General features: G+C 67.8%; 28 protein-coding genes. 20 read left to right on the top strand and 8 right to left on the bottom strand.

What is annotated here, in order from left to right:
• The 3 genes from ACFXKA_RS26025 to ACFXKA_RS26035 all read right to left on the bottom strand — a co-directional run.
• Positions 1-140 (bottom strand): biotin carboxylase N-terminal domain-containing protein (locus tag ACFXKA_RS26025; RefSeq protein WP_364623696.1); only part of this gene is annotated, 140 nt, incomplete at its 3' end.
• Positions 137-328 (bottom strand): acyl-CoA carboxylase epsilon subunit, encoded by a 192-nt coding sequence (locus ACFXKA_RS26030; RefSeq protein WP_379429258.1) that lies wholly within the window; start codon positions 326-328, stop codon positions 137-139. The genes ACFXKA_RS26025 and ACFXKA_RS26030, both read right to left, overlap by 4 nt.
• A gap of 16 nt (positions 329-344) precedes the next feature.
• Positions 345-1,889 (bottom strand): acyl-CoA carboxylase subunit beta, encoded by a 1,545-nt coding sequence (locus ACFXKA_RS26035; RefSeq protein WP_379429259.1) that lies wholly within the window; start codon positions 1,887-1,889, stop codon positions 345-347.
• A gap of 487 nt (positions 1,890-2,376) precedes the next feature.
• Between ACFXKA_RS26035 and ACFXKA_RS26040 the strand changes: the two genes are divergently transcribed.
• The 8 genes from ACFXKA_RS26040 (at position 2,377) to ACFXKA_RS26075 (ending at position 10,073) form a co-directional block, all read left to right on the top strand.
• The gene (locus ACFXKA_RS26040; protein ID WP_379429376.1) at positions 2,377-3,102 is read left to right on the top strand and encodes a BTAD domain-containing putative transcriptional regulator; all 726 of its coding nucleotides are present in this window, start codon (positions 2,377-2,379) and stop codon (positions 3,100-3,102) included.
• 299 nt (positions 3,103-3,401) lie between these two features.
• On the top strand, positions 3,402-4,670 hold the full coding sequence (locus ACFXKA_RS26045; protein WP_379429260.1) for a beta-ketoacyl-[acyl-carrier-protein] synthase family protein: 1,269 nt from the start codon (positions 3,402-3,404) through the stop codon (positions 4,668-4,670).
• Positions 4,667-5,881, top strand: a complete 1,215-nt coding sequence (locus tag ACFXKA_RS26050) for a ketosynthase chain-length factor (RefSeq protein WP_379429261.1) — start codon at positions 4,667-4,669, stop codon at positions 5,879-5,881. The genes ACFXKA_RS26045 and ACFXKA_RS26050 overlap by 4 nt, the downstream gene beginning before the upstream one ends.
• 53 nt (positions 5,882-5,934) lie before the next feature.
• Positions 5,935-6,192, top strand: a complete 258-nt coding sequence (locus ACFXKA_RS26055) for an acyl carrier protein (RefSeq protein WP_364623680.1) — start codon at positions 5,935-5,937, stop codon at positions 6,190-6,192.
• A gap of 11 nt (positions 6,193-6,203) precedes the next feature.
• Positions 6,204-7,142, top strand: a complete 939-nt coding sequence (locus tag ACFXKA_RS26060) for an aromatase/cyclase (RefSeq protein WP_379429262.1) — start codon at positions 6,204-6,206, stop codon at positions 7,140-7,142.
• Positions 7,139-8,071 (top strand): MBL fold metallo-hydrolase, encoded by a 933-nt coding sequence (locus ACFXKA_RS26065; RefSeq protein WP_379429263.1) that lies wholly within the window; start codon positions 7,139-7,141, stop codon positions 8,069-8,071. The genes ACFXKA_RS26060 and ACFXKA_RS26065 overlap by 4 nt, the downstream gene beginning before the upstream one ends.
• Positions 8,068-9,312, top strand: coding sequence for an FAD-dependent oxidoreductase (locus ACFXKA_RS26070; protein WP_379429264.1), 1,245 nt, complete (start codon positions 8,068-8,070; stop codon positions 9,310-9,312). The genes ACFXKA_RS26065 and ACFXKA_RS26070 overlap by 4 nt, the downstream gene beginning before the upstream one ends.
• Entirely contained in the window at positions 9,312-10,073 is a 762-nt protein-coding gene (locus tag ACFXKA_RS26075) for an alpha/beta fold hydrolase (protein WP_379429265.1), read from the top strand. Before ACFXKA_RS26070 ends, ACFXKA_RS26075 begins: the two co-directional genes overlap by 1 nt.
• A 1-nt stretch (position 10,074) precedes the next feature.
• Here the strand turns inward: ACFXKA_RS26075 and ACFXKA_RS26080 are convergent, their stop codons facing one another.
• Positions 10,075-10,443, bottom strand: coding sequence for a winged helix-turn-helix transcriptional regulator (locus ACFXKA_RS26080; protein ID WP_379429266.1), 369 nt, complete (start codon positions 10,441-10,443; stop codon positions 10,075-10,077).
• A gap of 100 nt (positions 10,444-10,543) precedes the next feature.
• On the opposite strand from ACFXKA_RS26080, the gene ACFXKA_RS26085 reads away from it, so the two are divergent.
• Together ACFXKA_RS26085 and ACFXKA_RS26090 are read left to right on the top strand one after the other, a co-directional pair.
• Complete coding sequence (locus ACFXKA_RS26085) at positions 10,544-11,035, top strand: luciferase family protein (RefSeq protein WP_379429267.1); 492 nt, start codon at positions 10,544-10,546, stop codon at positions 11,033-11,035.
• A 49-nt stretch (positions 11,036-11,084) separates the two neighbouring features.
• Positions 11,085-11,468, top strand: coding sequence for a lipocalin-like domain-containing protein (locus tag ACFXKA_RS26090; protein ID WP_379429268.1), 384 nt, complete (start codon positions 11,085-11,087; stop codon positions 11,466-11,468).
• 92 nt (positions 11,469-11,560) lie between these two features.
• Here the strand turns inward: ACFXKA_RS26090 and ACFXKA_RS26095 are convergent, their stop codons facing one another.
• Positions 11,561-12,343, bottom strand: a complete 783-nt coding sequence (locus ACFXKA_RS26095) for an SDR family NAD(P)-dependent oxidoreductase (RefSeq protein ID WP_379429269.1) — start codon at positions 12,341-12,343, stop codon at positions 11,561-11,563.
• Between the two features lie 177 nt (positions 12,344-12,520).
• On the opposite strand from ACFXKA_RS26095, the gene ACFXKA_RS26100 reads away from it, so the two are divergent.
• Positions 12,521-12,940: a nuclear transport factor 2 family protein gene (locus tag ACFXKA_RS26100; RefSeq protein ID WP_379429270.1), complete on the top strand. Its 420-nt coding sequence runs from the start codon at positions 12,521-12,523 to the stop codon at positions 12,938-12,940.
• Positions 12,941-12,971: 31 nt separating this feature from the next.
• The gene (locus ACFXKA_RS26105; protein WP_379429271.1) at positions 12,972-13,583 is read left to right on the top strand and encodes a malonic semialdehyde reductase; all 612 of its coding nucleotides are present in this window, start codon (positions 12,972-12,974) and stop codon (positions 13,581-13,583) included.
• 238 nt (positions 13,584-13,821) lie between these two features.
• Here the strand turns inward: ACFXKA_RS26105 and ACFXKA_RS26110 are convergent, their stop codons facing one another.
• Together ACFXKA_RS26110 and ACFXKA_RS26115 are read right to left on the bottom strand one after the other, a co-directional pair.
• Complete coding sequence (locus tag ACFXKA_RS26110) at positions 13,822-14,418, bottom strand: nuclear transport factor 2 family protein (protein ID WP_379429272.1); 597 nt, start codon at positions 14,416-14,418, stop codon at positions 13,822-13,824.
• Positions 14,419-14,457: 39 nt separating this feature from the next.
• Positions 14,458-14,808, bottom strand: a complete 351-nt coding sequence (locus tag ACFXKA_RS26115; RefSeq protein WP_379429273.1) for a hypothetical protein — start codon at positions 14,806-14,808, stop codon at positions 14,458-14,460.
• On the opposite strand from ACFXKA_RS26115, the gene ACFXKA_RS26120 reads away from it, so the two are divergent.
• From ACFXKA_RS26120 to ACFXKA_RS26130, 3 genes are read left to right on the top strand one after another with little or no spacing between them, the layout of a single operon-like run.
• Positions 14,807-15,124, top strand: a complete 318-nt coding sequence (locus ACFXKA_RS26120) for an MFS transporter (protein WP_379429274.1) — start codon at positions 14,807-14,809, stop codon at positions 15,122-15,124. The two genes, ACFXKA_RS26115 and ACFXKA_RS26120, sit on opposite strands and share 2 nt — an antisense overlap.
• Before the next feature lie 5 nt (positions 15,125-15,129).
• Positions 15,130-15,273: a hypothetical protein gene (locus ACFXKA_RS26125; RefSeq protein WP_379429275.1), complete on the top strand. Its 144-nt coding sequence runs from the start codon at positions 15,130-15,132 to the stop codon at positions 15,271-15,273.
• Positions 15,274-16,101, top strand: a complete 828-nt coding sequence (locus ACFXKA_RS26130; RefSeq protein ID WP_379429276.1) for an SDR family NAD(P)-dependent oxidoreductase — start codon at positions 15,274-15,276, stop codon at positions 16,099-16,101. It abuts the gene before it with no gap.
• Here ACFXKA_RS26130 and ACFXKA_RS26135 read toward each other — a convergent pair.
• Complete coding sequence (locus tag ACFXKA_RS26135) at positions 16,078-16,425, bottom strand: hypothetical protein (RefSeq protein ID WP_379429277.1); 348 nt, start codon at positions 16,423-16,425, stop codon at positions 16,078-16,080. The two genes, ACFXKA_RS26130 and ACFXKA_RS26135, sit on opposite strands and share 24 nt — an antisense overlap.
• A gap of 362 nt (positions 16,426-16,787) precedes the next feature.
• Here ACFXKA_RS26135 and ACFXKA_RS26140 point away from each other — a divergent pair, with 362 nt between their 5' ends.
• The 5 genes from ACFXKA_RS26140 to ACFXKA_RS26160 are packed head-to-tail and all read left to right on the top strand — an operon-like array spanning position 16,788 to position 21,991.
• The gene (locus tag ACFXKA_RS26140; RefSeq protein ID WP_379429278.1) at positions 16,788-17,066 is read left to right on the top strand and encodes an acyl carrier protein; all 279 of its coding nucleotides are present in this window, start codon (positions 16,788-16,790) and stop codon (positions 17,064-17,066) included.
• On the top strand, positions 17,063-18,160 hold the full coding sequence (locus ACFXKA_RS26145) for an acyl-CoA dehydrogenase family protein (protein ID WP_379429279.1): 1,098 nt from the start codon (positions 17,063-17,065) through the stop codon (positions 18,158-18,160). The genes ACFXKA_RS26140 and ACFXKA_RS26145 overlap by 4 nt, the downstream gene beginning before the upstream one ends.
• Positions 18,157-19,137 (top strand): 3-oxoacyl-ACP synthase, encoded by a 981-nt coding sequence (locus ACFXKA_RS26150; protein WP_379429280.1) that lies wholly within the window; start codon positions 18,157-18,159, stop codon positions 19,135-19,137. Before ACFXKA_RS26145 ends, ACFXKA_RS26150 begins: the two co-directional genes overlap by 4 nt.
• On the top strand, positions 19,137-20,162 hold the full coding sequence (locus ACFXKA_RS26155; RefSeq protein WP_379429281.1) for an HAD-IIIC family phosphatase: 1,026 nt from the start codon (positions 19,137-19,139) through the stop codon (positions 20,160-20,162). The genes ACFXKA_RS26150 and ACFXKA_RS26155 overlap by 1 nt, the downstream gene beginning before the upstream one ends.
• The gene (locus ACFXKA_RS26160) at positions 20,159-21,991 is read left to right on the top strand and encodes an AMP-binding protein (protein WP_379429282.1); all 1,833 of its coding nucleotides are present in this window, start codon (positions 20,159-20,161) and stop codon (positions 21,989-21,991) included. The genes ACFXKA_RS26155 and ACFXKA_RS26160 overlap by 4 nt, the downstream gene beginning before the upstream one ends.
• Positions 21,992-21,995 lie beyond the last annotated feature (4 nt).

A 21,995-nucleotide genomic window follows, 5' to 3' on the forward strand; every position in this document is an offset into this window, starting at 1 on the left:
GGTTCGGCGTATACGGCCACACTGGCGATACCGGCGTCCTTGGCGGCCCGGATCACGCGCACGGCGATCTCGCCTCGGTTGGCTACGAGGACCTTGCGCAGGCCGTAACTCCCTTCCACGGCAACCGATTCGGCGCTCATGCCGCGGCCCAGCTGCGCGGCGGGACGAAGGCGCTCGCGCGCGGCGGCCCGATCCAGCGCACGGGGGCCACCGCGGGCGGGGCACTCTCGACGGAATTCGCGAGCGCGCTCACCAATGCGATGAGCAGGGCGGTGGTTTCGATGTCGTCGGGATTGCCGCGTTCGACGCGGACCAGGGGTGCTGTCATGTGCTTCTCGCTCTGCTCACTGGGGTGGGTTGCCATGCTTGCGAATCGGCAGGTCGGCGTGTTTGGTCCGCAGCATGGCGAGGCTGCGGATGAGCACCGAGCGGGTGTCGGCGGGATCGATCACGTCGTCGACCAGACCCCGCTCGGCGGCATAGTAGGGGTGCACCAGCTCCGAGCGATACTCGGCAATCTTGTTCTGCCGCATCGCCTCCCGATCATTCGCGGCATTGATCTCGCGGCGGAAGATCACGTTCGCGGCGGCCTCGGCGCCCATGACGGCGATCTCGTTGCTGGGCCAGGCCAGCGCCAGGTCCGCGCCGATCGACCGGGAATCCATGACGATGTACGCGCCGCCGTAGGACTTGCGCAGGACTACCGAGACCCGGGGGACCGTGGCGTTGCAGTAGGCGTAGAGCAGTTTGGCGCCGTGGCGGATGATCCCGCCGTGCTCCTGCGCGACACCGGGCAGAAAACCCGGCACGTCGATCAGCGTGACGAGCGGAATATTGAACGCGTCGCAGAGCTGCACGAACCGGGCGGCCTTCTCCGAGGCGGCGATGTCGAGCACCCCCGCGAGCATGTTCGGCTGATTGGCGACCACGCCCACCACGTACCCGTCGAGGCGGGCGAAGGCGCACACCACATTCGCCGCCCACTGCTCGTGCACCTCGAAGATCTCGTGGTCGTCGACGATCTCCTCGATGACCGCGCGCACGTCGTAGGGCCGGTTCCCGTCGAGGGGGACCAGATCGTAGAGCGACTCGTTGCGCCGATCCGGGGGATCGGTGCACACCACCGTCGGCGGATGCTGACGATTGTTGGCCGGCAGGATCGACAGCAGATGCCGGACATCGTGCAGGCAGGAGGGTTCGTCGTCGTAGGTGAAATGGGTGACACCCGATGTGCGCGAATGGATGTCGGCCCCGCCCAGCTCGTCCATGGTGACCCGCTCGCCGGTCACCGCCGCCACCACGTCGGGTCCGGTGATGAATATCTGGGCCGTCTCCCGGATCATGAAGACGAAATCGGTGAGCGCGGGACTGTAGGCGGCGCCACCGGCGCAAGGTCCGAGGATGACGCTGATCTGCGGAATCACTCCGGAGGCCTTGGTGTTTCGCGCGAATATCCCACCGAAACCGGCCAGCGCGGTGACCCCTTCCTGGATGCGGGCCCCCGCACCGTCATAGAGCCCGACCAGCGGTGCGCCTGCGGCCAGCGCCAGATCCATGACCTTGTGAATCTTCTGCGCGTGCGCCTCGCCCAGCGCGCCACCCAGAATCCGGAAGTCCTGCGCGAACACGAACACCGTCCGCCCCTCGACGGTTCCCCAGCCGGTGACCACGCCGTCGGTGTGGTGACGCCGGTGCTCGAGCCCGAATCCTGTTGCCCGATGGCGTCGTAACGCCTCGATCTCCTGGAACGACCCGGGGTCCAGCAGCAGGTCGATCCGCTCGTAGGCGGTCAGCTTCCCCTTGTCGTACTGACGTTGCGTCGCGGCCGCATCGGGCCCGGCCAGTACCGATTGTTTGAGTTTGTCGAGCTCCTCGACGCGTTCACGCATGCCTGTCCTCGGTGGTGATCGGGAGTGGTCCGGAATCGGTCGCGACCAACCACTTCCGGACTCCACTGCCTCCGAGTCTGACCCAGGGGCCCTAGAGCGTCGCTCAAATGCGGAGGTCCCGATGGCATTAGGGTTTATACGTGATGCGTATTTGATTTGTCATTTATTATCGATGCGTTGACGTAGCAGGTAGTCGACGGTTTGGGAACATTTGGGCTTTAACCATCAAATTACGGTTTGTTCACGAAGCTGATACCTGCCGACCGTTAGCCTGGAGTGGCCTCCAGTGTCGTGGGTATTCATTTCCCGCGCTTTGCCGGGGAAAAGGTAGTAGGGAGCGCCCGTGACACAGCAAATCTATGCCCGTGTGCTAGGACCGCTAACGCTAGCGCTGCAGAACAGGAATGCCACACCGACGGCTCAGAAACAGCGGCAATTGCTCGCGCTGCTGCTCGTCCGGCATTCGACTGTCGTGCCGGTGTCCGCGATGATCGAGGAGTTATGGAACGAGGATCCGCCACGCAGTGCCGTGACGGTGGTGCAGACGTATGTGCTCGGGATCAGGAAGCGCATGGCCGAGTTCCTGGACGTCGAGCACGGTGAGGTGGCGGACCGATACCTGCGCACCTGGAGCAAGGGGTATCTGTTCGACGCCCGCGACTGTGTGCTGGATGTCAGGGATTACCAGGTCATGGCCGAGGCCGCGCGCTGCGCGGTCGCGGTGGGTGACGATCGGCGGGCGGTCGAGCTGTACACCGCCTCGGAGGCCCTGTGGACCGGCCCGCCGCTGCTGGATGTGGAGGCCGGGAATCCGCTCACCGCGGAATTGACGCATCTCGAGCAATTGCGCTTGGTGAATCAGGAGCGGCGGATCGAGGCCCTGTTGCGATTGGGTGGTCATCGCGAGGCCTGCCCCGATCTGGCGAGATTGACCGCCGAGCAGCCGCTACATGAGCGAATGCAGGCGTATTACATGTACGCGCTGTGCCGATCGGGGCAACGGTATAGAGCGCTCGAGGTCTATCACAATTTCGCCGAGTTGATGCAGCTCGAACTCGGGCTCGACCCGTGCTGGCGAATTCGACAATTGCACCTGGATATTCTCAATGCCTCCGACGAGTCGGTGGCGGATATATTGGAGACACGGCATGCGGGCTATTTGATCGGCTGGAACGCGACCTCGGGGCTCGGCAGGTCCGCCCGCCCCGCCTGATCACTTGTTCTCATTTTTCGATCCACCCTCATGACCTAGCGCTTGCCGTTGGCGTCGACCGGTGATTCCACCGTAGCCCCGCCCTCGGACGGGGCTACGGTGCTGTGTTTCCTCCCTGATCCTGTTGGCCGCGTGTGCCTTTCAGCGACGATCGCAGTCCCGGCTCGAGGACCGCTCGAGCCCGGAGCTCGAGCGGCCCTCGAGCCGGAGGCGCGAGGCTGGGGCGGACATCGGAGCTTCGACCAGCGTTCGGTGCGAAGGAGAATTGCTATGTACGCCAACATATTCGGGGGTATGCAATGAGCCGCCGTGTGGTCGTCACCGGACTGGGTGTGCGGGCACCCGGTGGATCCGGCAAGGACGAATTCTGGAAGCTGTTGTCCGAGGGCCGCACCGCCACCCGGGCCATCAGCTTCTTCGACGCCGCACCGTATCGGTCCCGGGTCGCCGGCGAGGCCGATTTCGATGCGCTCGGGGAAGGGTTGTCGCCCCGCGAGATTCGGCGCATGGACCGCGCGGCGCAGTTCGCGGTGGTGTGTGCCCGCGAGGCGGTCGCCGACAGCGGCCTGGCGATCGAGTCGGTGAATCCGTTCCGCCTCGGGGTGAGCCTGGGCAGCGCGGTCGCCGCCGCGACCAGCCTCGAACAGGAGTACCTGGTGTTGTCGGACTCCGGCCGCAGCTGGGTGCTCGACGAAAAGCACCTGTCGCCCTACATGTTCGACTACATGGTGCCCAGCGTCATGCCCGCGGAGGTGGCCTGGAGCGTCGGGGCGGAGGGACCGGTCGCCATGGTCTCCAACGGCTGCACCTCCGGCCTGGATTCGGTCGGGCACGCAGTCCAGCTGATCCGCGAGGGGTCGGCCGACGTGATGATCGCCGGCGCCTCCGACACCCCGATCACCCCGATCGTGGTGGCCTGCTTCGACGCCATTCGCGCGACCACCCCGCGCAACGACGACCCCGAGCACGCCTCGCGGCCGTTCGACAACTCCCGCAACGGTTTCGTGCTCGCCGAGGGCGCGGCCATGTTCGTGCTCGAGGAGTTCGAGAGCGCCCGCCGCCGGGGCGCCCGCATCTACGCGGAGGTCACCGGCTACGCGACGCGCTGCAACGCCTACCACATGACCGGACTCAAGGCCGACGGCCGGGAGATGGCTGAGGCGATCCGGGTGGCCCTGGACGAATCCCGGGTCGATCCCACCGCGATCGGCTACGTCAACGCGCACGGCTCCGGTACCCGGCAGAACGATCGGCACGAGACCGCCGCGGTCAAGCGCAGTCTCGGCGAGCACGCGTATCGGACGCCGATGAGCTCGATCAAGTCCATGGTCGGTCATTCGCTGGGCGCCATCGGTTCGGTGGAGATCGCCGCCTGCCTGCTGGCACTGGACTATCAGGTGGTGCCGCCCACGGCCAACCTGCACGAGCGCGATCCGGAATGCGATCTCGACTATGTGCCGCTCACCGCCCGCGACCATCGCATGGACACCGTGCTGACGGTCGGCAGCGGGTTCGGCGGATTCCAGAGCGCCATGGTGCTGCGCCGCACGTCGGAGGTCGCGGCATGAGCGTCGTGACGGGAGTCGGCGTGATCGCCCCGAACGGGCTTGGTACCGAACCCTTCTGGGAGGCGGTGTTGGCCGGCCGAGGCGGCATCGGGCCGCTCACCCGGTTCGACACCACCGGGTCGGGCGTGTGTCTGGCCGGGCAGATCGCGGATTTCCAGGCCGCGCAACATCTTCCGAGTCGGCTGCTGCCGCAGACCGACATCTCCACCCGACTCGCCCTGGTGGCGGCGCAGTGGGCGCTGGACGACGCGAAGGTCGACACCGCTGAACTGACCGATTACGACATGGGCGTGGTGACCGGAAACGCTTCGGGTGGCTTCGAATTCACCCATCGCGAGTTCAACAAGCTGTGGTCGATGGGCTCCGAGCATGTCAGCGTCTACGAGTCGTTCGCGTGGTTCTACGCGGTCAACACCGGGCAGATCTCCATCCGGCACGGCATGCGCGGACCCAGCAGCGCCCTGGTCGCCGAACAGGCCGGCGGCCTGGACGCGGTCGGGCACGCCCGGCGCACGGTGCGGCGCGGGACGCCCCTGGTGGTCACCGGGGGTGTGGATTCCGCACTGGACCCGTGGGGCTGGGCCTCCCACGTCGCGGGCGGCAGCCTCAGCACCGCGACCGATCCGGCGCGGGCCTATCTGCCCTTCGACGCCGAGGCCACCGGCAATGTGCCGGGGGAGGGCGGGGCGATGCTCGTGCTCGAGGATCCAGAGGCGGCGCGGGCCCGGGGCGTGCCGCATGTCTACGGTGAAATCGCCGGGTACGCACAGACATTCGATCCGCCGCCGGACTCCGGTCGGCCGTCGGGTCAGCGGCGCGCGATCGAGCTGGCCCTGACCGACGCGGGTGTGAACCCTGCCGACGTCGATGTGGTGTTCGCCGACGCCGCGGGCCTACCCGAGCAGGATCGGGCGGAGGCGGCGGCCCTGGAAGCGGTGTTCGGCGCCGCCGGCGTGCCGGTCACGGCGACGAAACCTTTGACGGGACGGCTGTTCTCGGGCGCGGGGCCGCTCGACATCGTCACCGCCGTTCTGGCCATGCGGGATTCGGTGATCCCGCCCACGGCCGGCACCCTCATCCCGGCGCCGGAGTACCGGATCGACCTGGTCCGCGGAGACGCGCGGCCCGCCACCATCGAAACCGCCCTGGTGCTGGCCCGCGGCCGCTGGGGTTTCAACTCCGCGGTGGTGCTCCGCAGCGTCGACCAATGAGCGCTGTCGAACCAACGCAATGCCCGAGCAACAGCACAATCGAGGAGCGAATCATGTCCATGACCATCGACGAACTGCGGCGAATTCTGGTGGAGTGCGCCGGCGGTGACGAGACCGCACCGGAGCTGGCCGGCGATATCGCCGAGGTCGAGTTCGAGGAACTCGGCTACGACTCGCTGGCCTTGATCGAGACGGCCTCGCGCATCGAGCGCGATTTCGGGGTGAAGATCCCCGAGGACCGGCTCGTCGAGGTGAAGACCCCGGCCGAGCTGATCGGCATCGTCAACGGGCAGTTGGCGGGTGCGGTATGAGCATCTTCCGGATGAGTCATCACCGGGTCGTGGAGGCGGCGCTCCCGGACGTCTATCGTCTGGTCGCCGATGTCACCTACTGGCCGGTCATCTTCGAGCCCAGTGTGCTGGTGCGGCACCTGGATCGCTCGCCCACCGAGGAGCGGTTCCGGTTGTGGGCGACGGTCAACGGCGAGGTGAAGAACTGGACCTCCCGCCGGGAGTTCATGGCCCGGCAGCGTCGGATCACCTTCGAACAGGAGCGCAGCGCGGCACCGATCGCCTCCATGGGCGGCCAGTGGACCTTCGAGGAAGTGGGGGCGCGCAGCACGAAAATCACGCTGGACCATCACTTCTCGGTGATCCCGGGTGGTGATCAGGAGGCGATCGCGGATGCGGTGGACCGCAACAGCGTCACCGAATTGGCCGCGCTGGCCCGTGTCGCGGAACTGGGGTACCCGGTGTCGCAGGTGGTGCACACCTTCGAGGACAAGGTGGTCCTGGATGCACCGGCCGCGGAACTCTACGACTTCGTCTATCGCAGCGACCGCTGGCCCGACCACGTTCCGCACGTAGGCCGGGTGGAGTTGACCGAGGACGAGCCCGGCGTGCAGCTCATGGAGATGGACACCGTCACCGCCGGCAGCGTCCCGCACACCACCCGTTCGATCCGCATCTGCGTGCCCGCCGAGCGCATCGACTACAAGCAGCTGGTGCCGCCGGCCATGCTGTTCGGCCACAGTGGCAGTTGGGAATTCGCCGATAGCGGCGCGGGCGCCGTGGTCACCGCCCGGCACCTGGTCGCGGTCAACCCGGAGGTGGCGCGCGAAACTCTCGGCGCGCACACCACTCTCGCGGACGCGCGCGCCTATCTGGCCGAGGCGCTGGGCACCAACAGCCGCAACACCCTGCTGTGCGGGGTCCGGGAGGTCGCCGACCACCGGGCCGAGACCACGAAGTCACCGCGATGACCGCCACGGGAGCCCGGCCCCTCGCGCGACCGGTGGTGCGCGAGGTGGCCGAGGACGTCTTCGCCTACACCCACGATCGCGGCGGGTGGTGTGTCAGCAATGCCGGGGTGGTCGCCGGGCGCGACGGCGCGCTGGTGATCGATACGCTCGCCACCGAGGGACGCACCCGCGCACTGGCCGAGTTCGTCGACGGGCGTGCGGGCGGGCCGGGCCGCACCATCCTCAACACGCATCACCACGGGGACCACAATTTCGGCAATCATCAGTTCGGTGGCGCGGCGATCGTCGTAGCCCACGATCGGATCCGCCCGGAGATGATCGAGACCGGGCTGGCGTTGACAAAGCTGTGGCCGCAGGTGGAGTGGGGCGATGTCCGAGTCACCCTGCCCACCATCACCTTCAGTGATCGGGTGACCGTCTGGGTGGGGGAGCGGCGGGTCGAACTCATCCATGTCGGGCCGGCCGCGCACACCACCAACGATGTGGTGGCCTGGCTGCCCGAAGAGAAGGTGCTCTTCGCCGGTGATGTCGTGATGTCCGGGGCCGCGCCGTTCTGCCTGTTCGGTTCGGTCCGCGGCACTCTCGACGCGATGCGCAAGCTCACCGCACTCGGTGCGCGGACCGTGGTGGCCGGGCACGGTCCGGTGGCGGGGCCGGAGATCCTCACCCAGACCGTCCGATACCTGCACTGGATCGAAAACCTTGCGGCGGAGGGCAAGTCGCTGGGCCTGGCCCCGCTCGAGCTGGCGTCGCAGGTGGAGCTGGGCGAGTTCGAGGAGCTGATCGACGCCGAACGGGTGGTGGGAAATCTGCACGTCGCCTACGCCGAGCTGGATTCCTCGGAAATCGGTGTGCCACTGGATGTCCTGGCCATCTTCGACGAGATGGTGACTTACAACGGCGGGCAGGTGCCGCAATGCTGGGCGTGAGCACCGAAGTCGTCGACGTGTGCGTCGCCGGTGGCGGCCCGGCCGGATTGACGGCCGGACTGCTGTTCGCTCGCGCCGGCGCGAACGTGCTGGTGCTGGAGAAGCATCCGGATTTCCTGCGCGACTTCCGCGGCGACACGGTGCATCCATCGACGCTGATGGCGCTCGACGAGCTCGGGCTGGCGGAGGAGTTCCTGAAGCTTCCGCACGTCGAACTGCCGCAGTTGCCGATGGCGACGGCGATGGGGCCGGTCACCTTCGCCGATTTCCGCCGGCTGCCGGGCCGATTCCCGTTCGTGGCCTTCATGCCGCAGTGGGATGTGCTCAACTTCCTGGTCGAATCCGCCGGCCGCTACCCCAATTTCCGGCTGATCCAACAGGCGGAGGTGACCGAACTGATCGAGCACGACGGAACGGTCACCGGGCTGCGCGCCCGTACCCCCGAGGCGGTGCTCGAGGTGCGCAGCCGACTCGTCGTCGCCGCCGACGGGCGCAATTCGCTGGTGCGGCACCATGATTTGCTCCAGGTCGCGGCCAGCCGCGCGCCGATGGATGTGCTGTGGTTCCGGGTGAGCAAGCCAGCGGGCGAACGTCTGCCGGCGGTGCGCAGCGGGCGGGACTTCTTCATCGTCTGCATCGATCGCGACGAGTACCTACAGGTCGCCTACATGATTCCCAAGGGCAGCTTCGAGGCGGTGCGCGCGCGGGGGCTCGACGCGTTCCGGGCCGCGATCGCCGCCATCTACCCGTCGCTGACCGCGGCGCTGACGGCCGAGATCCACGACTGGGACGCGATCAAACCGCTCGATGTCCGGGTCGACCGGCTGCGGGACTGGTACCGGCCGGGCCTGCTGGCCATCGGTGATGCCGCCCATGCGATGTCCCCGGCCGGCGGGGTCGGGATCAACCTCGCCGTTCAGGACGCCATCGCCGCCGCCCGGCTGCTCGCACCGACCCTGCGGGACGGCCGCACACCCACCACCGCCCAGTTGCGCGCGGTGCAGCGGCGCCGCGAATTGCCCATGCGCGTCGTGCAATTCGCGCAACTGCGGCTGCTCACCGATCTCTATCCGAGCGCCGAACGACCCGGCACCGACAAGCCGCTGCTGGCGCGGCTGCTGCGCCGGTTCCCCGGGCTGGCGCACGTGGTCGCGCGGGTCATCGGACTCGGTGTCCGGCCCGAACACGTGCCCTCGAAACCCCACGCGCCCCGCCTCGAAGCGATGACACAGGAGAAGTGATGGCCACCTATCTACTCGTTCCCGGTGCGTTCCACGGCGGTTGGGCCTGGCAGCGGGTGGCGCCGCTGCTGAGCGCCGCCGGCCACCTGGTGCTCACCCCCTCGTTGGTCGGCCTCGGCGAACGCGCCGAGTCGCTCGGCCCGGAGGTCGGGCTCGGCACCCACGTCCAGGATCTGGTCGAGCTGGTGCGCACGGCCGAGTTGCGCGATCTCGTGCTGGTCGGTCACAGCTACGCCGGGATCGTCATCACCGCGCTCGCCGACGCGCTGCCCGATCGGGTGGCCGAGCTGGTCTATGTCGACACCTTCGTCCCCCGGGACGGTGAGGCGGTCGCGGACATCATGGCCCCCATGGTCGACGCCTTCGCCGCGCTGGCGGCCGAATTCGGTGACGGCTGGTGTGTTCCACCGCAGACCGAGCCGATGGGCGACGGCGGGCTCTACGGGGTCACCGACGAATCGGATCTGAGCTGGCTGGCCTCGATGCTCACCCCGCAGTCGTTGAAGACGTTCACCGAACCCATGGTGCTGCGCAATCCCGATGCGCTGCAGGAGATTCCGGTGACCCATGTTCACTGCACCGGGGGAGGGGCCGAGTTCCAGGCCATACGCGCGGCCATGCCGCGCACCTTGCCGCCGGCGGATCTGCCCGCCGAGCGGCTCAAGCTGCTGCCCACCGGGCACGACTGCATGATCACCATGCCGCGCGAATTGGCCGGGCATCTCCTGGAATTGGCGGCACAGCCCTCGGCGGCGTCGTAGGTCAGCCCTCGGCGGCGTCGTAGGCCGCCCGCGCGTCGAGCACCGCCGCCAGATGCTGCTCGGACCATTGGGTGAGGCTGATGAACACCGGCGAGAGGGTCTCGGCCAGCGCGGTGGCCTCGTACTCCACCCGCGGCGGCATCTCCGCGTAATAGGTCCGCACCAGCAGTCCGTCGCGTTCGAGCTGGCGCAGCCGCTGGGTCAGCACTTTCGGGGTGAGGCCCGGAATGCGTTGCAGCACTTCGTTGAAACGCATCCGGCCGTGGTGGGTGAGCACCCACAGCACCTGCGTCGACCAGCGGCCGAAGAAGAGATCCACCACCGGCGCGATGGGGCAGGGGTCCACCGCGGCAGATGTGACGTCCGTCATAGCAACTCCTGCATGCTTTCCATTTGGTAACTACTATACTTTGGAAACTACTGTGTGACCAGGCGGTTCGACGAAGTGCGAAACCGAAAGGAGCACAGTGATGACCGTGACAGCAACCGACCGGCTCGGCCTCCCGCGACGCAGTGGTGAGCGGCCCCGGACCCGGCCGCACAATCCCCATCAACAGCTCTCCGATATCGCGCCCCCGGATCTGCAGGAAGCGCTGTGGGCGCAGATGATCACCCTGCCCGGTACGCAGATCGGCCGCAGCCGGGTCTCGCTGCCCGACACTCGCGCGCTGTATCTGCTGCCCGAGCTCGCCCACGGGCCCGAGCATGCCTTCGTGTCCGGCAACGAGTTCGCGCATCTGCACGGGCGCGGCGACGGTAGCCTGCACCTGTGCCAGCCCGCGGCGGTCGCGCTCGAGGCCATCGAACAGGGCTGGGCCGAACAGCATCCGATGGCGCGGCGGGGATATCTGCCGCCGGCGCTGCTGCTGGTGTACGGGCCGCGCGATACCGACGAGATGGCCGTGGTGTGGCGATTGATCCGGACCGCCTACGACTTCGCCCGCGGTATCCCGCGCACGTGATCGCGGTGCCTCGAGCGTGACTGTAGGGCGCGCAACCATCGTGGGTTCCATGACTGACCTCATCGGCACCTGGGAACTGCGCTCCTACTACGACATCGACGACGATGACGCCAAAAGCGAAGGCCCACTCGGTGATTCGCCGAGTGGGCTGCTGATCTACGAATCCTGCGGCCATATGTCGGTGAGCATGATGCGCACCGACGCCGCCGCTGCGGCCGTCCTGTTCATGGGCTACGCCGGCACCTGGCGGCTGCGCGGCGACGAGGTCGTGCATGCCATCAGCGTGTGCTCGAATCCGGCCTGGGCGGGCACCGAACAGGTCCGGCAGCTGAAGCTGAGCGGCGATGAGCTCACGCTCATCGGCGCCGCCCAGGTCGACGGCCGGACCCAGCGCCGAATTCTGGCCTGGCGCCGCACCATTCATCCTTGCTGATCATCCGGTCCAGTCTCGTCGACCAGCCGGTCGCGGCCGCACCGGCGCGAACGAGAACGGGGGTCGCCGACGTGCACCTGCACGCACACGGATCAGTAGTTGCCCAGTCCGCCACAGACATTCATCGCCTGGGCGGTGACGGCTGCGGCCCCCGGGCCGATCAGATAGTCGACCATGGCCGCCACCTCGGTGGGCTCGACATAACGCCCGATGGGGACGCGGGCGCTCACCCGGGCGTGCACCTCGTCGGTGTCGACACCCCAGATGCCCGAGTACACCTCCCGAACCCGTTCGGCCATAGGGGTTTCGACGAATCCCGGGCAGACGGCGTTGACCGTGATGCCGGTCTTGGCCAACTCCAGGCCCAGCGCCTTGGTGAAGCCGACGACGCCGTGCTTGGACGCCGAATAGGGCGCGCCGTGCACCACGCCCTGTTTGCCGCCGGTGGAGGCGATGTTGACGATGCGGCCGCTGCCGCGTTCGAGCATCCCGCCGGCGGTGAGCGCGGCCTTGGTGGCGAAGAAGACGCTGTGCAGGTTGGTGTTGATCACGTCCAGCCACAACTCGTCGGCGATCTGCGCCGTTTCGCCGCCGCCGCTGCGGCCGGCATTGTTGACCAGGATGTCGACGGGGCCGAAGCGGTCGACGGCGGCGTCGACGTACTCGCGGACCTGGGGGGCGTCGCGGACGTCGCAGGCGATGCCGTCCACCGCGTGGCCCTCGTCCTGCAGTCGCTTGGTGGTGTCGAGCAGGCGTTGTTGATCGCGCGCGCAGATGAAGACCGAGATGCCTTGGGCGGCAAAGCTCTCGGTGATGGCGAGGCCCATTCCACTGGTCGCGCCGGTAACCAGCGCGACGCGTTGAGCTGCGGTCATTTCTCCTCCATCGATGGGGTGTCCGGTTCGGCGGGGCTGTTGCGGAATCAGCCTGGCGGCCGGACCTATAGCTCCGGTCAAACCGGCTCGACCAAGGCTCGAGCAGTGTCGGACACGGTGGATCGCAGTCGCGGCCCGCCGAATCGAGGCAGGCACAACAGCATTCGAGGAGCCAGCATGACCACAGTCGCCAGCCGCGCCGAGCTGTATGCCGAGGTCCAGCAGTTCTACGCCGACCAGATGCAGCGGCTAGACAACCGGGACATCCCCGGGTACGCGCAAACCTTCACCGAGGACGCGGAATTCGAGCACACCCCCGGTCGGCCGCCGGCGCGTACCCGGGCCGGCATCACCGCCGACCTCGTCGCGTTCCACAAGCGCTTCGAAGCCGATCCCATGCAGCGGCGGCACTGGTTCGGCATGACCGATCTGCGACCGCAGGACGACGGCAGCATCATCGCCACCTCCTACTGCCTGGTAGTGAAGATCCGCCCCGGCCGGGCGCCCGAGATCAACCCCAGCTGCGTGGTGCACGACGTGCTGGTGCGCCTCGACGGCGCCCTCCTCACCCGATCCCGCCGAGTTTCCCACGACTGACCCCAAATCAGCCTGTCCCAAGGAGAATCACATGAGCACCGCCCAATCGGACACCCGGCTCGCCCTCGCCGCGGAAGCGCAGGATCTGCTCTTCCGCGAGGCCCGCACCGCTAACACCTTCACCGACGAACCGGTCACCGACGAGCAGTTCCGTGAGATCTACGAGCTGGCCAAGTACGCCCCAACCTCGATGAACCAGCAGCCGCTGCGCATCGTCTTGGTCCGCACGCCCGAGGCCCGGGCTCGCCTGGTCACCCACATGCTCGACAACAACAAGCCCAAGACGGCCACCGCCCCGCTGACCGCGATCCTGGCCGCCGATCTGAACTTCCACCACCATCTGCCGACGGTCTTCCCCCACGCCCCCGACGCGAAGGACTACTTCGCCGATCCGGAGGTGCGCGCCCACTCGGCCCGCTTCAACGCTCTCATCCAGGTCGGCTACTTCATCCTCGGCATCCGTTCCGCGGGCCTGGCCGCCGGACCGATGAATGGCTTCGACGCGGCCGGCGTCGACCGCGACTTCTTCCCCGCGGGTGATCTCGCATCCCTGGTCGTGGTCAATATCGGCAAGCCGGGCCCCGATGCCTGGTTCCCCCGTTCTCCCCGCCTCACCTACGACCAGGTCGTCACCGTGGTCTGATCCCGGCGAACCACCCGAAAGTATTGGGCGCGAATGGCCTTCGATACCGGGAGGCCGAGCATGTGGACTCGCGCGCCGCAGCCTGCTCGAGGGACTGCGGCGGTGACGGTGACGTGCGCCTCCGCGGCCCCTTGCTGTGGCGGACCGAACGCCGGTGGACGTGCCGGGCAGTAGTCGATACCCGCCGAATGTCCGCACGAACAGGGTCATCGCTGACCGCTTCAGGTTGAGCCGTAGGTCAAGCCCTTGATGGCTTGCTGCGCGTGCCGACTGGCCTGATTCGCAATGGCGGTCCGTGGGCCGTGGGATGGTTCGGGTTGATCATGGTTAGGACCACCATGAGGGGCTTATCCCAACCAGCGTTCGCTCGCGGGTGGGGATAAGCCCCCTTTCGGCTCTTTCTGGGAAGGGGGTGCCAGGGCACGCGCGGCCGGCGCGGTGGAGGTCTGCGAAGAGGGTTGTTTCTCGTCCGCGATGTGGGGTGCGACCAGGTCTGGGAGGTCGTCGATGAAGAAGCGTTGGTAGAAGCCCGGCGGCCGAGCAACTCCGAACGGAGGGCGTTGCCCCCGGTCGCCCGATCGCCCTCGATCTGGACGTCGTGCGCGTGCGCGAACTGCTTGACCAGCGCCCCCGACGCTGGACCGCTGTTCTCGATCAGCTCCGGAAGACTCGCGAAGTACCGTTCGATCGCCGGTCGACACTCGGCGCGGCCCAGCTCGCCATAGTCGAGAAAGGCTGTCTCGCTGAACAATTCGCCGACACGATGCCATTGGCCGTCATTGATGCGGCGCGGTAGCCGGTGGCGGAGGGTGCGCAGTGAGTGCTGGTCCTCCAAGGTTTTCGAGGCGCTCGGTGAGCCGTTTCACCTGCTCGATCAACTCCAGGTTGTCCGACATTTCGGCGATGCCTTTCGATCCGTTCGCGCCGCCGGTGTCGCTGCCCGGCTCTCGAAACCTTTGCACGTGATCAATTCGGGCCCGTTGAGCACGTAGGTCGCGTGGCGATGGCGCGGCTCCACCAGGACGTGCGCGGCGACCTCGGCGATATCGATCGGGTCTATCTGGCGCATCGCGATATCGCCGAATGATGCTGTGACAGTGCGGGTTTCGCGCACCGACTGCGCCCAGCTTTCAAGGTTTCGTATCTCTTGTTCTGTACGGAAAAGGACGATAGATTGAACCGATAGGTTCAATCCTGGGATTGTTCGACAGGAGATTCCAGTCATGACACAGACATTCGATAATCGGCTCGATCCGGCGCTCAGACGCCTGATCGCCGTGCTGCTGCTCGGCGGCGGCATGGGCATTCTGAGCGGCTCCATGGTGGCGGTGGCCACCGAGACGCTGTCACACGCGCTGAAGACCTCGCTCAGCACGGTCGGCTGGGTGTCCACCGGCTACCTGCTGGCCCTCACGGTGACCATCCCGGTGACCTCGTTGGCGGTGACCCGCATCGGCGGGCGCAAGCTCTGGCTGATCGGGTTGGGGCTGTTCCTGATCGGACCGCTCGGTTCGGGGCTCGTGCAGAGGCCGGAACGCTGATCGCCTTGCGCATCGTGCAGGGGATCGGCGCGGGCATCGTCGACCCGCTCATGCTCATGCTGCTGGCCCTGGCGGCCGGACCCAGCCCGGCCCCACCGTCGATGGACGCGTCGGCCGCGGAACCGACCGCCGTCCCGCAGGAGGCGTGAATGAAGACCATCGTGATCACCGGCGGCACCGACGGCATCGGCCGGTACCTCGCCGGCGTCTACGCCGTGCGCGGTGACCGAGTCGTCGTGATCGGCCGGCATCCGGAGAAGGGCGAGAGGTTCGCCGCGGCGGCGGGATCGAACGTGAGGTTCCTGCGCGCGGATCTGGATCTGCTGTCGGACAACCGGGCGCTGATCGAGGAGTTGCGGAACTCGTATCCGGTCCTCGACGCGCTGGTGCTGTGCGCGCGGTTCTATCGGTCCGCGCGCTACGAGACGCCCGAGGGCATCGAATCCACCTTCGCGCACTTCTACCTGAGCCGTTACCTGTTCGGTCACGAGCTGCGGGAGGCATTGGAGCGCAGCGGCAATCCGGTCATCATGAACGTGGCCGGACCCGGGGCGGATCTGTCGGCCGTGCAGTGGAACGACATCCAGTTCGAGCGGTACTACAGCGGCGGCGCGGCCCTGGGGCAGGGCGGCAAGCTCAACGACCTGCTCGGTGTCTCGTTCGCTGCGCAGTACCCGGATGGCAAGACTCGCTATGTGCTGCTGCATCCCGGCGTCACCGCGACTGGTCAGACCGGGGAGTACGACCCGGCGACGGCGCTGATGGTGGAGAACATGCGGCGGTTCGGCAAACCGATTCCGGCCGCGGCAAAGCCGATCGTGGACCTGATCGACGCCCCGCCCGCGGACATCTTGAGCGCGTTCGTCGAAGGCCGGCGGATCCCGATTCGTGGTCGCGGGTTCGACTCGAATGCCGCCGACCACTTGAACGAACTGACCAGAAAATTCTTGGCGTCACACCGAGAGTCCGCCCGATAAAACACACCGTCGCAGGAGATCGCTGCACTTTAGTTCCGTCACGCCGGGAAGACCGGCCGTCCCGCTGACCGGCCTCTTGCGGACTTCGGTGAACTGCTCGTCGTGCTCGACGATCAGCCGGGCGCCGCCGCCGGTCGCCTGCACCGGCTCGACACTCTCGACGGCGAAGCACTGACCTCCGACGCCGAGATCTTCACGGGAACCCCGGGCGAACTGGTGGATCTGATGGTGGACTGGAAATCGGCCGGTCTCAACGGCTTTCGGTTGCAGCCGGCCATGCTGCCCGACGATCTCCAGGCGATCTGCCGCGACCTGGTCCCGCATTTGCGGAGCCGGGCGGGGTTCCGGACCGCGTACGAGGCGACGACGTTACGGGGATGCTCGGCTTGGCCCGGCCGATCAGTCGCTTTGCCGACGCAAGCCGGTGAACCGAACCGCCCCGGTGAGTCCGGAGACCTGATGGTGGGACAGCTCGGCGGATTGCCGAACACGCTCCCGTGTCACGGGGACACGACAGCGTGCCCGAGTGTTGCGCGAGGCGGGACTCGAACCTCTCTGCGTGGCATCCGTGCCGGTCCGCCCGTGAAACCCGGGGCTTGTCCGGGAACAGCCGCGATGGTGTCGTGGTCTACGCGGGAGGACGGGTTGACGTGCTCGCCGTGAGAGGTCGTTGAGAGGGAGTGTTGGTGGAGGATCTGGCGCGGGGCGTGCGGCACGGGGCGGAGCTGACGCAGGAGTTGCTGGCTTACTTCGGGTCGATGGCCGAGATCGAATTGGCGCCGGAGGACGACATTTTCGCGCTTGGACTGGTGAATTCACTACGGGCGCTGGAGATCGTCGTGCACGTGGAGAACACCTACGGGATCTCGGTCGATGTCGATGATCTCGAGCTCGACAACTTTCGCAGTGCCGCTCGTGCGGCGGCCTTCGTCGTCCGCAAGCAGGGCGGGGACAGCCACTCGTGATCGAAGCGGACGACCTCGTGCGGGCTGCGGCCCGCGATGGGGCACGGTGGGATCGGGACGGTCTGCCCGACGAGATGATCGAGCTCGCGGCTCGGAATGGGCTGCTGGGAGCGGATCGGCCCGCGTGCTTCGGTGGTGCGGAGCTCGATGCGCGGGAACTCGGGCGTTTGGCCGCGACGCTCGGGCACGCGTGCACCAGCCTGCGTTCGCTGGTGACCGTGCACGGCATGGTGGCCGCCGCCCTGGATCGGTGGGGCACGGCCGCGCAGCGCGAGGCGTGGCTGCCCCGGCTCACCGCCGGTGAGGTCATCGCCGCGCTGGCGGCGACCGAAACCGGCGCCGGAACCGAGTTGTCCGCTGTCACTACGGCTTTCGAGCCCGAGGGCACGGATTTCCTGGTGTCCGGCACCAAGCTGTGGGTGACCTTCGGTCAGCGTGCGGACGTCTACCTCGTGCTCGGTCGAGCGCCGGGCGGACTGTGTGCCGCACTGGTGGATCGGAACCGGCCCGGGGTCGGTGTGGAACCTGCCGAGAGCGGTCTCGGGTTGCGCGGCGCGCGGCTGGCGACCGTCCGGTTCGACCGCGTGCGCATACCCGCCGCCCAGCTGATCGCACCACCGGGGTTCGGTCTGTCCCATGTCCTCGGCACCGCATTGGATCACGGCCGCTACACCGTCGCCTGGGGTGCTGTCGGGCTGGCCCGCGCCTGCCTCGGCGATGCGGCCGCCCATGCGCTCGCCCGCGTCCAGGGCGGCACAGCGCTGGCCGAACATCAGCTGATCCGCGCCACGCTCGGCCGCTGCTGGGCGGATGTGGAAGGTGCGCAAGCCCTTTGCGAACGCGCGGCCGATGCGCGGATCGCGGGATCGCCCCAGGCGCTGATCTTCACGATTGCCGCCAAATACGCCGCCGCCGGTGTCGCGGCGGCGGTCTGCGAACGGGCCGTGCAGGTACTCGGTGCGGCGGGCTGCGCACCGGACAGCCGGATCGGCCGCTTCTATCGCGACGCCAAAGTCATGCAGATCATCGAGGGAGCACAGGAGGTCGCCGAGGTGGCCATGGGCGAGCACGTCATGCGGGGTGCGCGATCATGAACGAACGCGTGCTACTGGGTCCGGTCGCGACCTGGTTCCCGGACCGGACCGCGGCGGTCGCCACGCTGGCGGAGTTGGCCGATCTGCCCCCGAACCGCCGGGAACACGCCCTGGCCCTGGGCATCGACACGGTGCGCACCGCTGATGGCATGACCGAAGTCGATCTCGCCGCCGCGGCGGCGCGCGCGGCGCTGGACGAGGCCGGTCTCGCGGCCGCCGATCTGGACGCGCTGCTCCTGGTCACCGGCCGCGCGCCGCAGTACCTGCTCGCCTCGGAAGCGACCCGGCTGCAACACCGGATCGGCGCGGCCCGCGCCTTCACCACGGCGGCCGGGGACCTCGGCTGTGTATCGGTCTCCGCCGCACTGACTCTCGCGGCGAGCCTGGTTCGCGCCGATGCCCACTGCCGCAATGTCCTGGTGGTCACAGCCGCCAGGACGCCCACCCGGAATCGCTACCGCGCCCCCATGACACTGCTCGGTGACGGTGCGGCCGCACTGCTGGTCACCACCTCCGGCCCCGGCCGCTGGGAGTTCGTCGACCAGATCGTGCGCAGCGAGGGCAAATACGCGGACCTGTTCCGCATCGACTACCGCGATATCGGCTCCGGCGACTGGGCCGAGGTGTGCGCGGACGAGTCCACCTACTCGTTCCGGCTCGCGGTCGAGAGCAAGAAGCGATTCGAGGCCATTATTCCGGAACTACTGCGACGCAATGGCATTCGAGATGGAGAGGTCGGACCGATCCTCATGCAGAACCTGTCGGCCGGCGCCTTCGCCTTCTGGGAGGAGGCCCTGGATCGCCCCGTCGACAAGGTCTGCCGGACCAATCTCGCGGCCTACGGCCACCTGGGCTCGATGGACATGCTGGTCAATCTGGAGGCTGCCGCGGCCACTCGTGCACGCGCTGAATACGCGCTGTTGTTGAACAGCAGCCCGGTCGCCGCGTGGAGCGCCGGCCTGCTACGGAGGGTGTAATGGCGGCGACGGTGAAATGCCTGGTCTGGGATCTCGACGATACGGTGTGGCCCGGCGTTGTGCTGGAGTCGGACGGCGGTACGCCGAAACCGGAGGTGCTGCGAACGATCCGGGCACTGGATGAACGCGGCATATTGCACGCCGTCGCCAGTCGTGGCGAACCAGACGCTGCCACAGCACATTTGCGCAAGCACGGTATCGAGGAGATGTTCTCGGCCTTCGAGATCAGCTGGGGTCCCAAGTCGGAGGCCATTCGCCGGATCGCCGAATCCCTCAATATCGGCCGGGACGCGATCGCCTTCGTCGATAACGATCCGGTCGAGCTGGCCGAGGTGGCCGCCGCCTTCCCGCAGGTCCGATGCTATCCGGCCGAACGGATCGACGAACTCCCCGACCTTCCCGAATTCACCCCGGCCACAACGACATCCGAGGCACGGCAGCGCCGGTTGCTGTATCGCGCGGAACGGGAGCGCAAAGCATCCGAAGCCGAATTCAGCGGCTCGGACGCGGATTTCCTGGCCTCGCTGGACCTGGTCATGACCGTCGCCGAGGCGACCGAGGCGGATCTGGTTCGCGCACACGAGCTGACCGAACGTACCCATCAGCTCAACACCACCGGCGTCACCTTCGACCTGGACGAGCTGCGGGCATTGTGCGCGTCCCCGCGTCACGAGGTGCTCGTCGCTTCCCTGACCGACCGTTTCGGCGGCTACGGCACGATCGGGCTCGCGGTGACCGAACGGCGCGGCCCCGATTCCGTGCTGCTCCTGCTGCTCATGTCCTGTCGTGTCATGTCGCGCGGCGTCGGTACGACGCTGATCGCCGAGGTGGTGCGCCGTGCCCACGCGGCCGGTTTGCGGCCTGCGGCGGAATTCGTTGCCACGCCACGGAATCGGGTCATGCTCGTGACTTTGCGCTTCGCCGGGTTCGAAGTGGCCGAGAAGGACGGCGATCGCATCCTGCTCGTGTGCACCGTGCCCGCCGAAAACATCGGCGGCACCGGCCATGTCGAGGTGGTTCGATGAGCGTGGATCTGCTCGACGGCCTGATGTGCCAGTTCGAGCGGGTGCCCGATCGTCCGGCGGTCGTGGTCGGGGATCGGTCGCTCACCTACCGCGAACTGGACACCGCGACAATGGCTCTCGCGCGCCGCCTGCTCGTGGCCGGGGTACGGCCCGGGCAGACGGTCGTCGTCTACCAGCGGCAGAACCTGGACACTGTGATCGGCATGATCGCCGCCCTGCGCGCCGCCGCGGCCTGGTGTGTCATCGAACCCGGCCACGGCGGCGAGTCGTCGCTCGGCGCGGTGCTGGAGGCGCTGGACTGTGCCGCGGTGATCATCGATGGCCGGGATCCGCTCACTCCGGGCGAGGCGGCGGGAGCGCTGGCGGACGCGACGAATGGTCCGGCGGTGATCGACATCGCGGCGCGGGTGGATCCACCCGAGATCTCGCTGCCCGGCCCGCCGCCGCGGCTCGCCCCGGCCTATGCCATCACCACCTCCGGCTCCACCGGTGTTCCGAAGGCGGTGGTCGTGTCGCGTGCCAACCTCGCCACCCAGATCGGGTCCCGGAACAATGCGCACACCGACGGTGCGCTGGTCACCTTCTCGGCCCTGCGGCTGATCTGGGACGGTTCCCTGCTGGGTGTGGTCTGGCCGCTCGCGGTCGGCGGCACCAGCGTGTTTCCCGATTTCCGGATGGTGCGAGATGTCGACGCCGTCGCCGAACTCGCTCGCAGCCGGGGTGTTTCGCATTTCATCGCGACGCCGTCGTTCTATCGGCTGGCGCTGCCACGGCTGGCCGAGCTGCGGCCGACGCTGCGAGCGGTGATCCTGGCGGGGGAGGCGGTCCCGCCGCGCCTGGTGGACGAGCACCGCGAAGTACTGCCCGCCGTGGCGCTGCACAACGAATACGGCCCCACCGAGGCGACGATCACCTGCATCGGCCCGTACGTCGCGGATACGCCGCTGCGGGTCGTCCCGATGGGAAAACCTGCCGTGGGCACGACGGCTCACCTGCTGGACGACAAGCTGCGCCCCGTGCGCAGCGGCACTCGCGGTGACCTGTACCTCGGTGGCGGGCAGATCGCCGACGGTTACGCGGCCCGTCCCGGATTGACCGCGACTCGATTCGTGGCCGACCCCTTCGCGACCGAACCGGGTGCGCGCATGTACTTCACCGGCGACCTCGCCTGCGCGGACACGAACGGCGACATCGAATTCCACGGCCGGGCCGACAATCAGGTGAAGGTCCGTGGCGTCCGGATCGAACGCGGCGCGGTGGAGGCGGTGCTGGAAGACCATCCCGCCGTGCGGGAAGCGGTCGTGCTGCCCGTCGCCGATGCCGACGACTCGGTGTACCTGGCCGCCTTCTGGGTGCCGCTGGACCCCGCGGCGACCACGCCCGCATCGAGCGCGCTGGCCGGATTCTGCGCTGAACACCTCGTGCCGGAAGCGGTTCCGGCACGGTTCGTGACCGTCGATGCCCTTCCCATCACGCCGGGCAGCAGCAAGCTCGACGAGGCGGCGCTGCGCACGCTGCTGACCGGTTCCGTGGCCCGCCAGGCGGTGTCGCGGGACGACTGGACCGAGACCGAGCGCGCCCTCGGCGAGATCTGGTCGGAGGTGCTGCTGCACGACGAATTCGATCGCGTGGACCGCTTTCTCGACGTGGGCGGCAACTCCCATCGGGTGGTCGCTCTGCACGTGCGCTTGCAGGCGCGCTGGCCGGGCGCCATCCCGGTGGGCCTGCTGTTCGATCTGGACACCGTGGCCGCGCAGGCGGCCGCACTGCCCGCGGATCCGGTACAGCCGGCCGCACCGGCGGACGTTCCCCTGGCATTCGAAGTGTGAAGGA

Source organism: Nocardia sp. NPDC059228, from assembly GCF_042754245.1.
In the GTDB taxonomy this organism is placed as follows: Bacteria; Actinomycetota; Actinomycetes; order Mycobacteriales; family Mycobacteriaceae; genus Nocardia.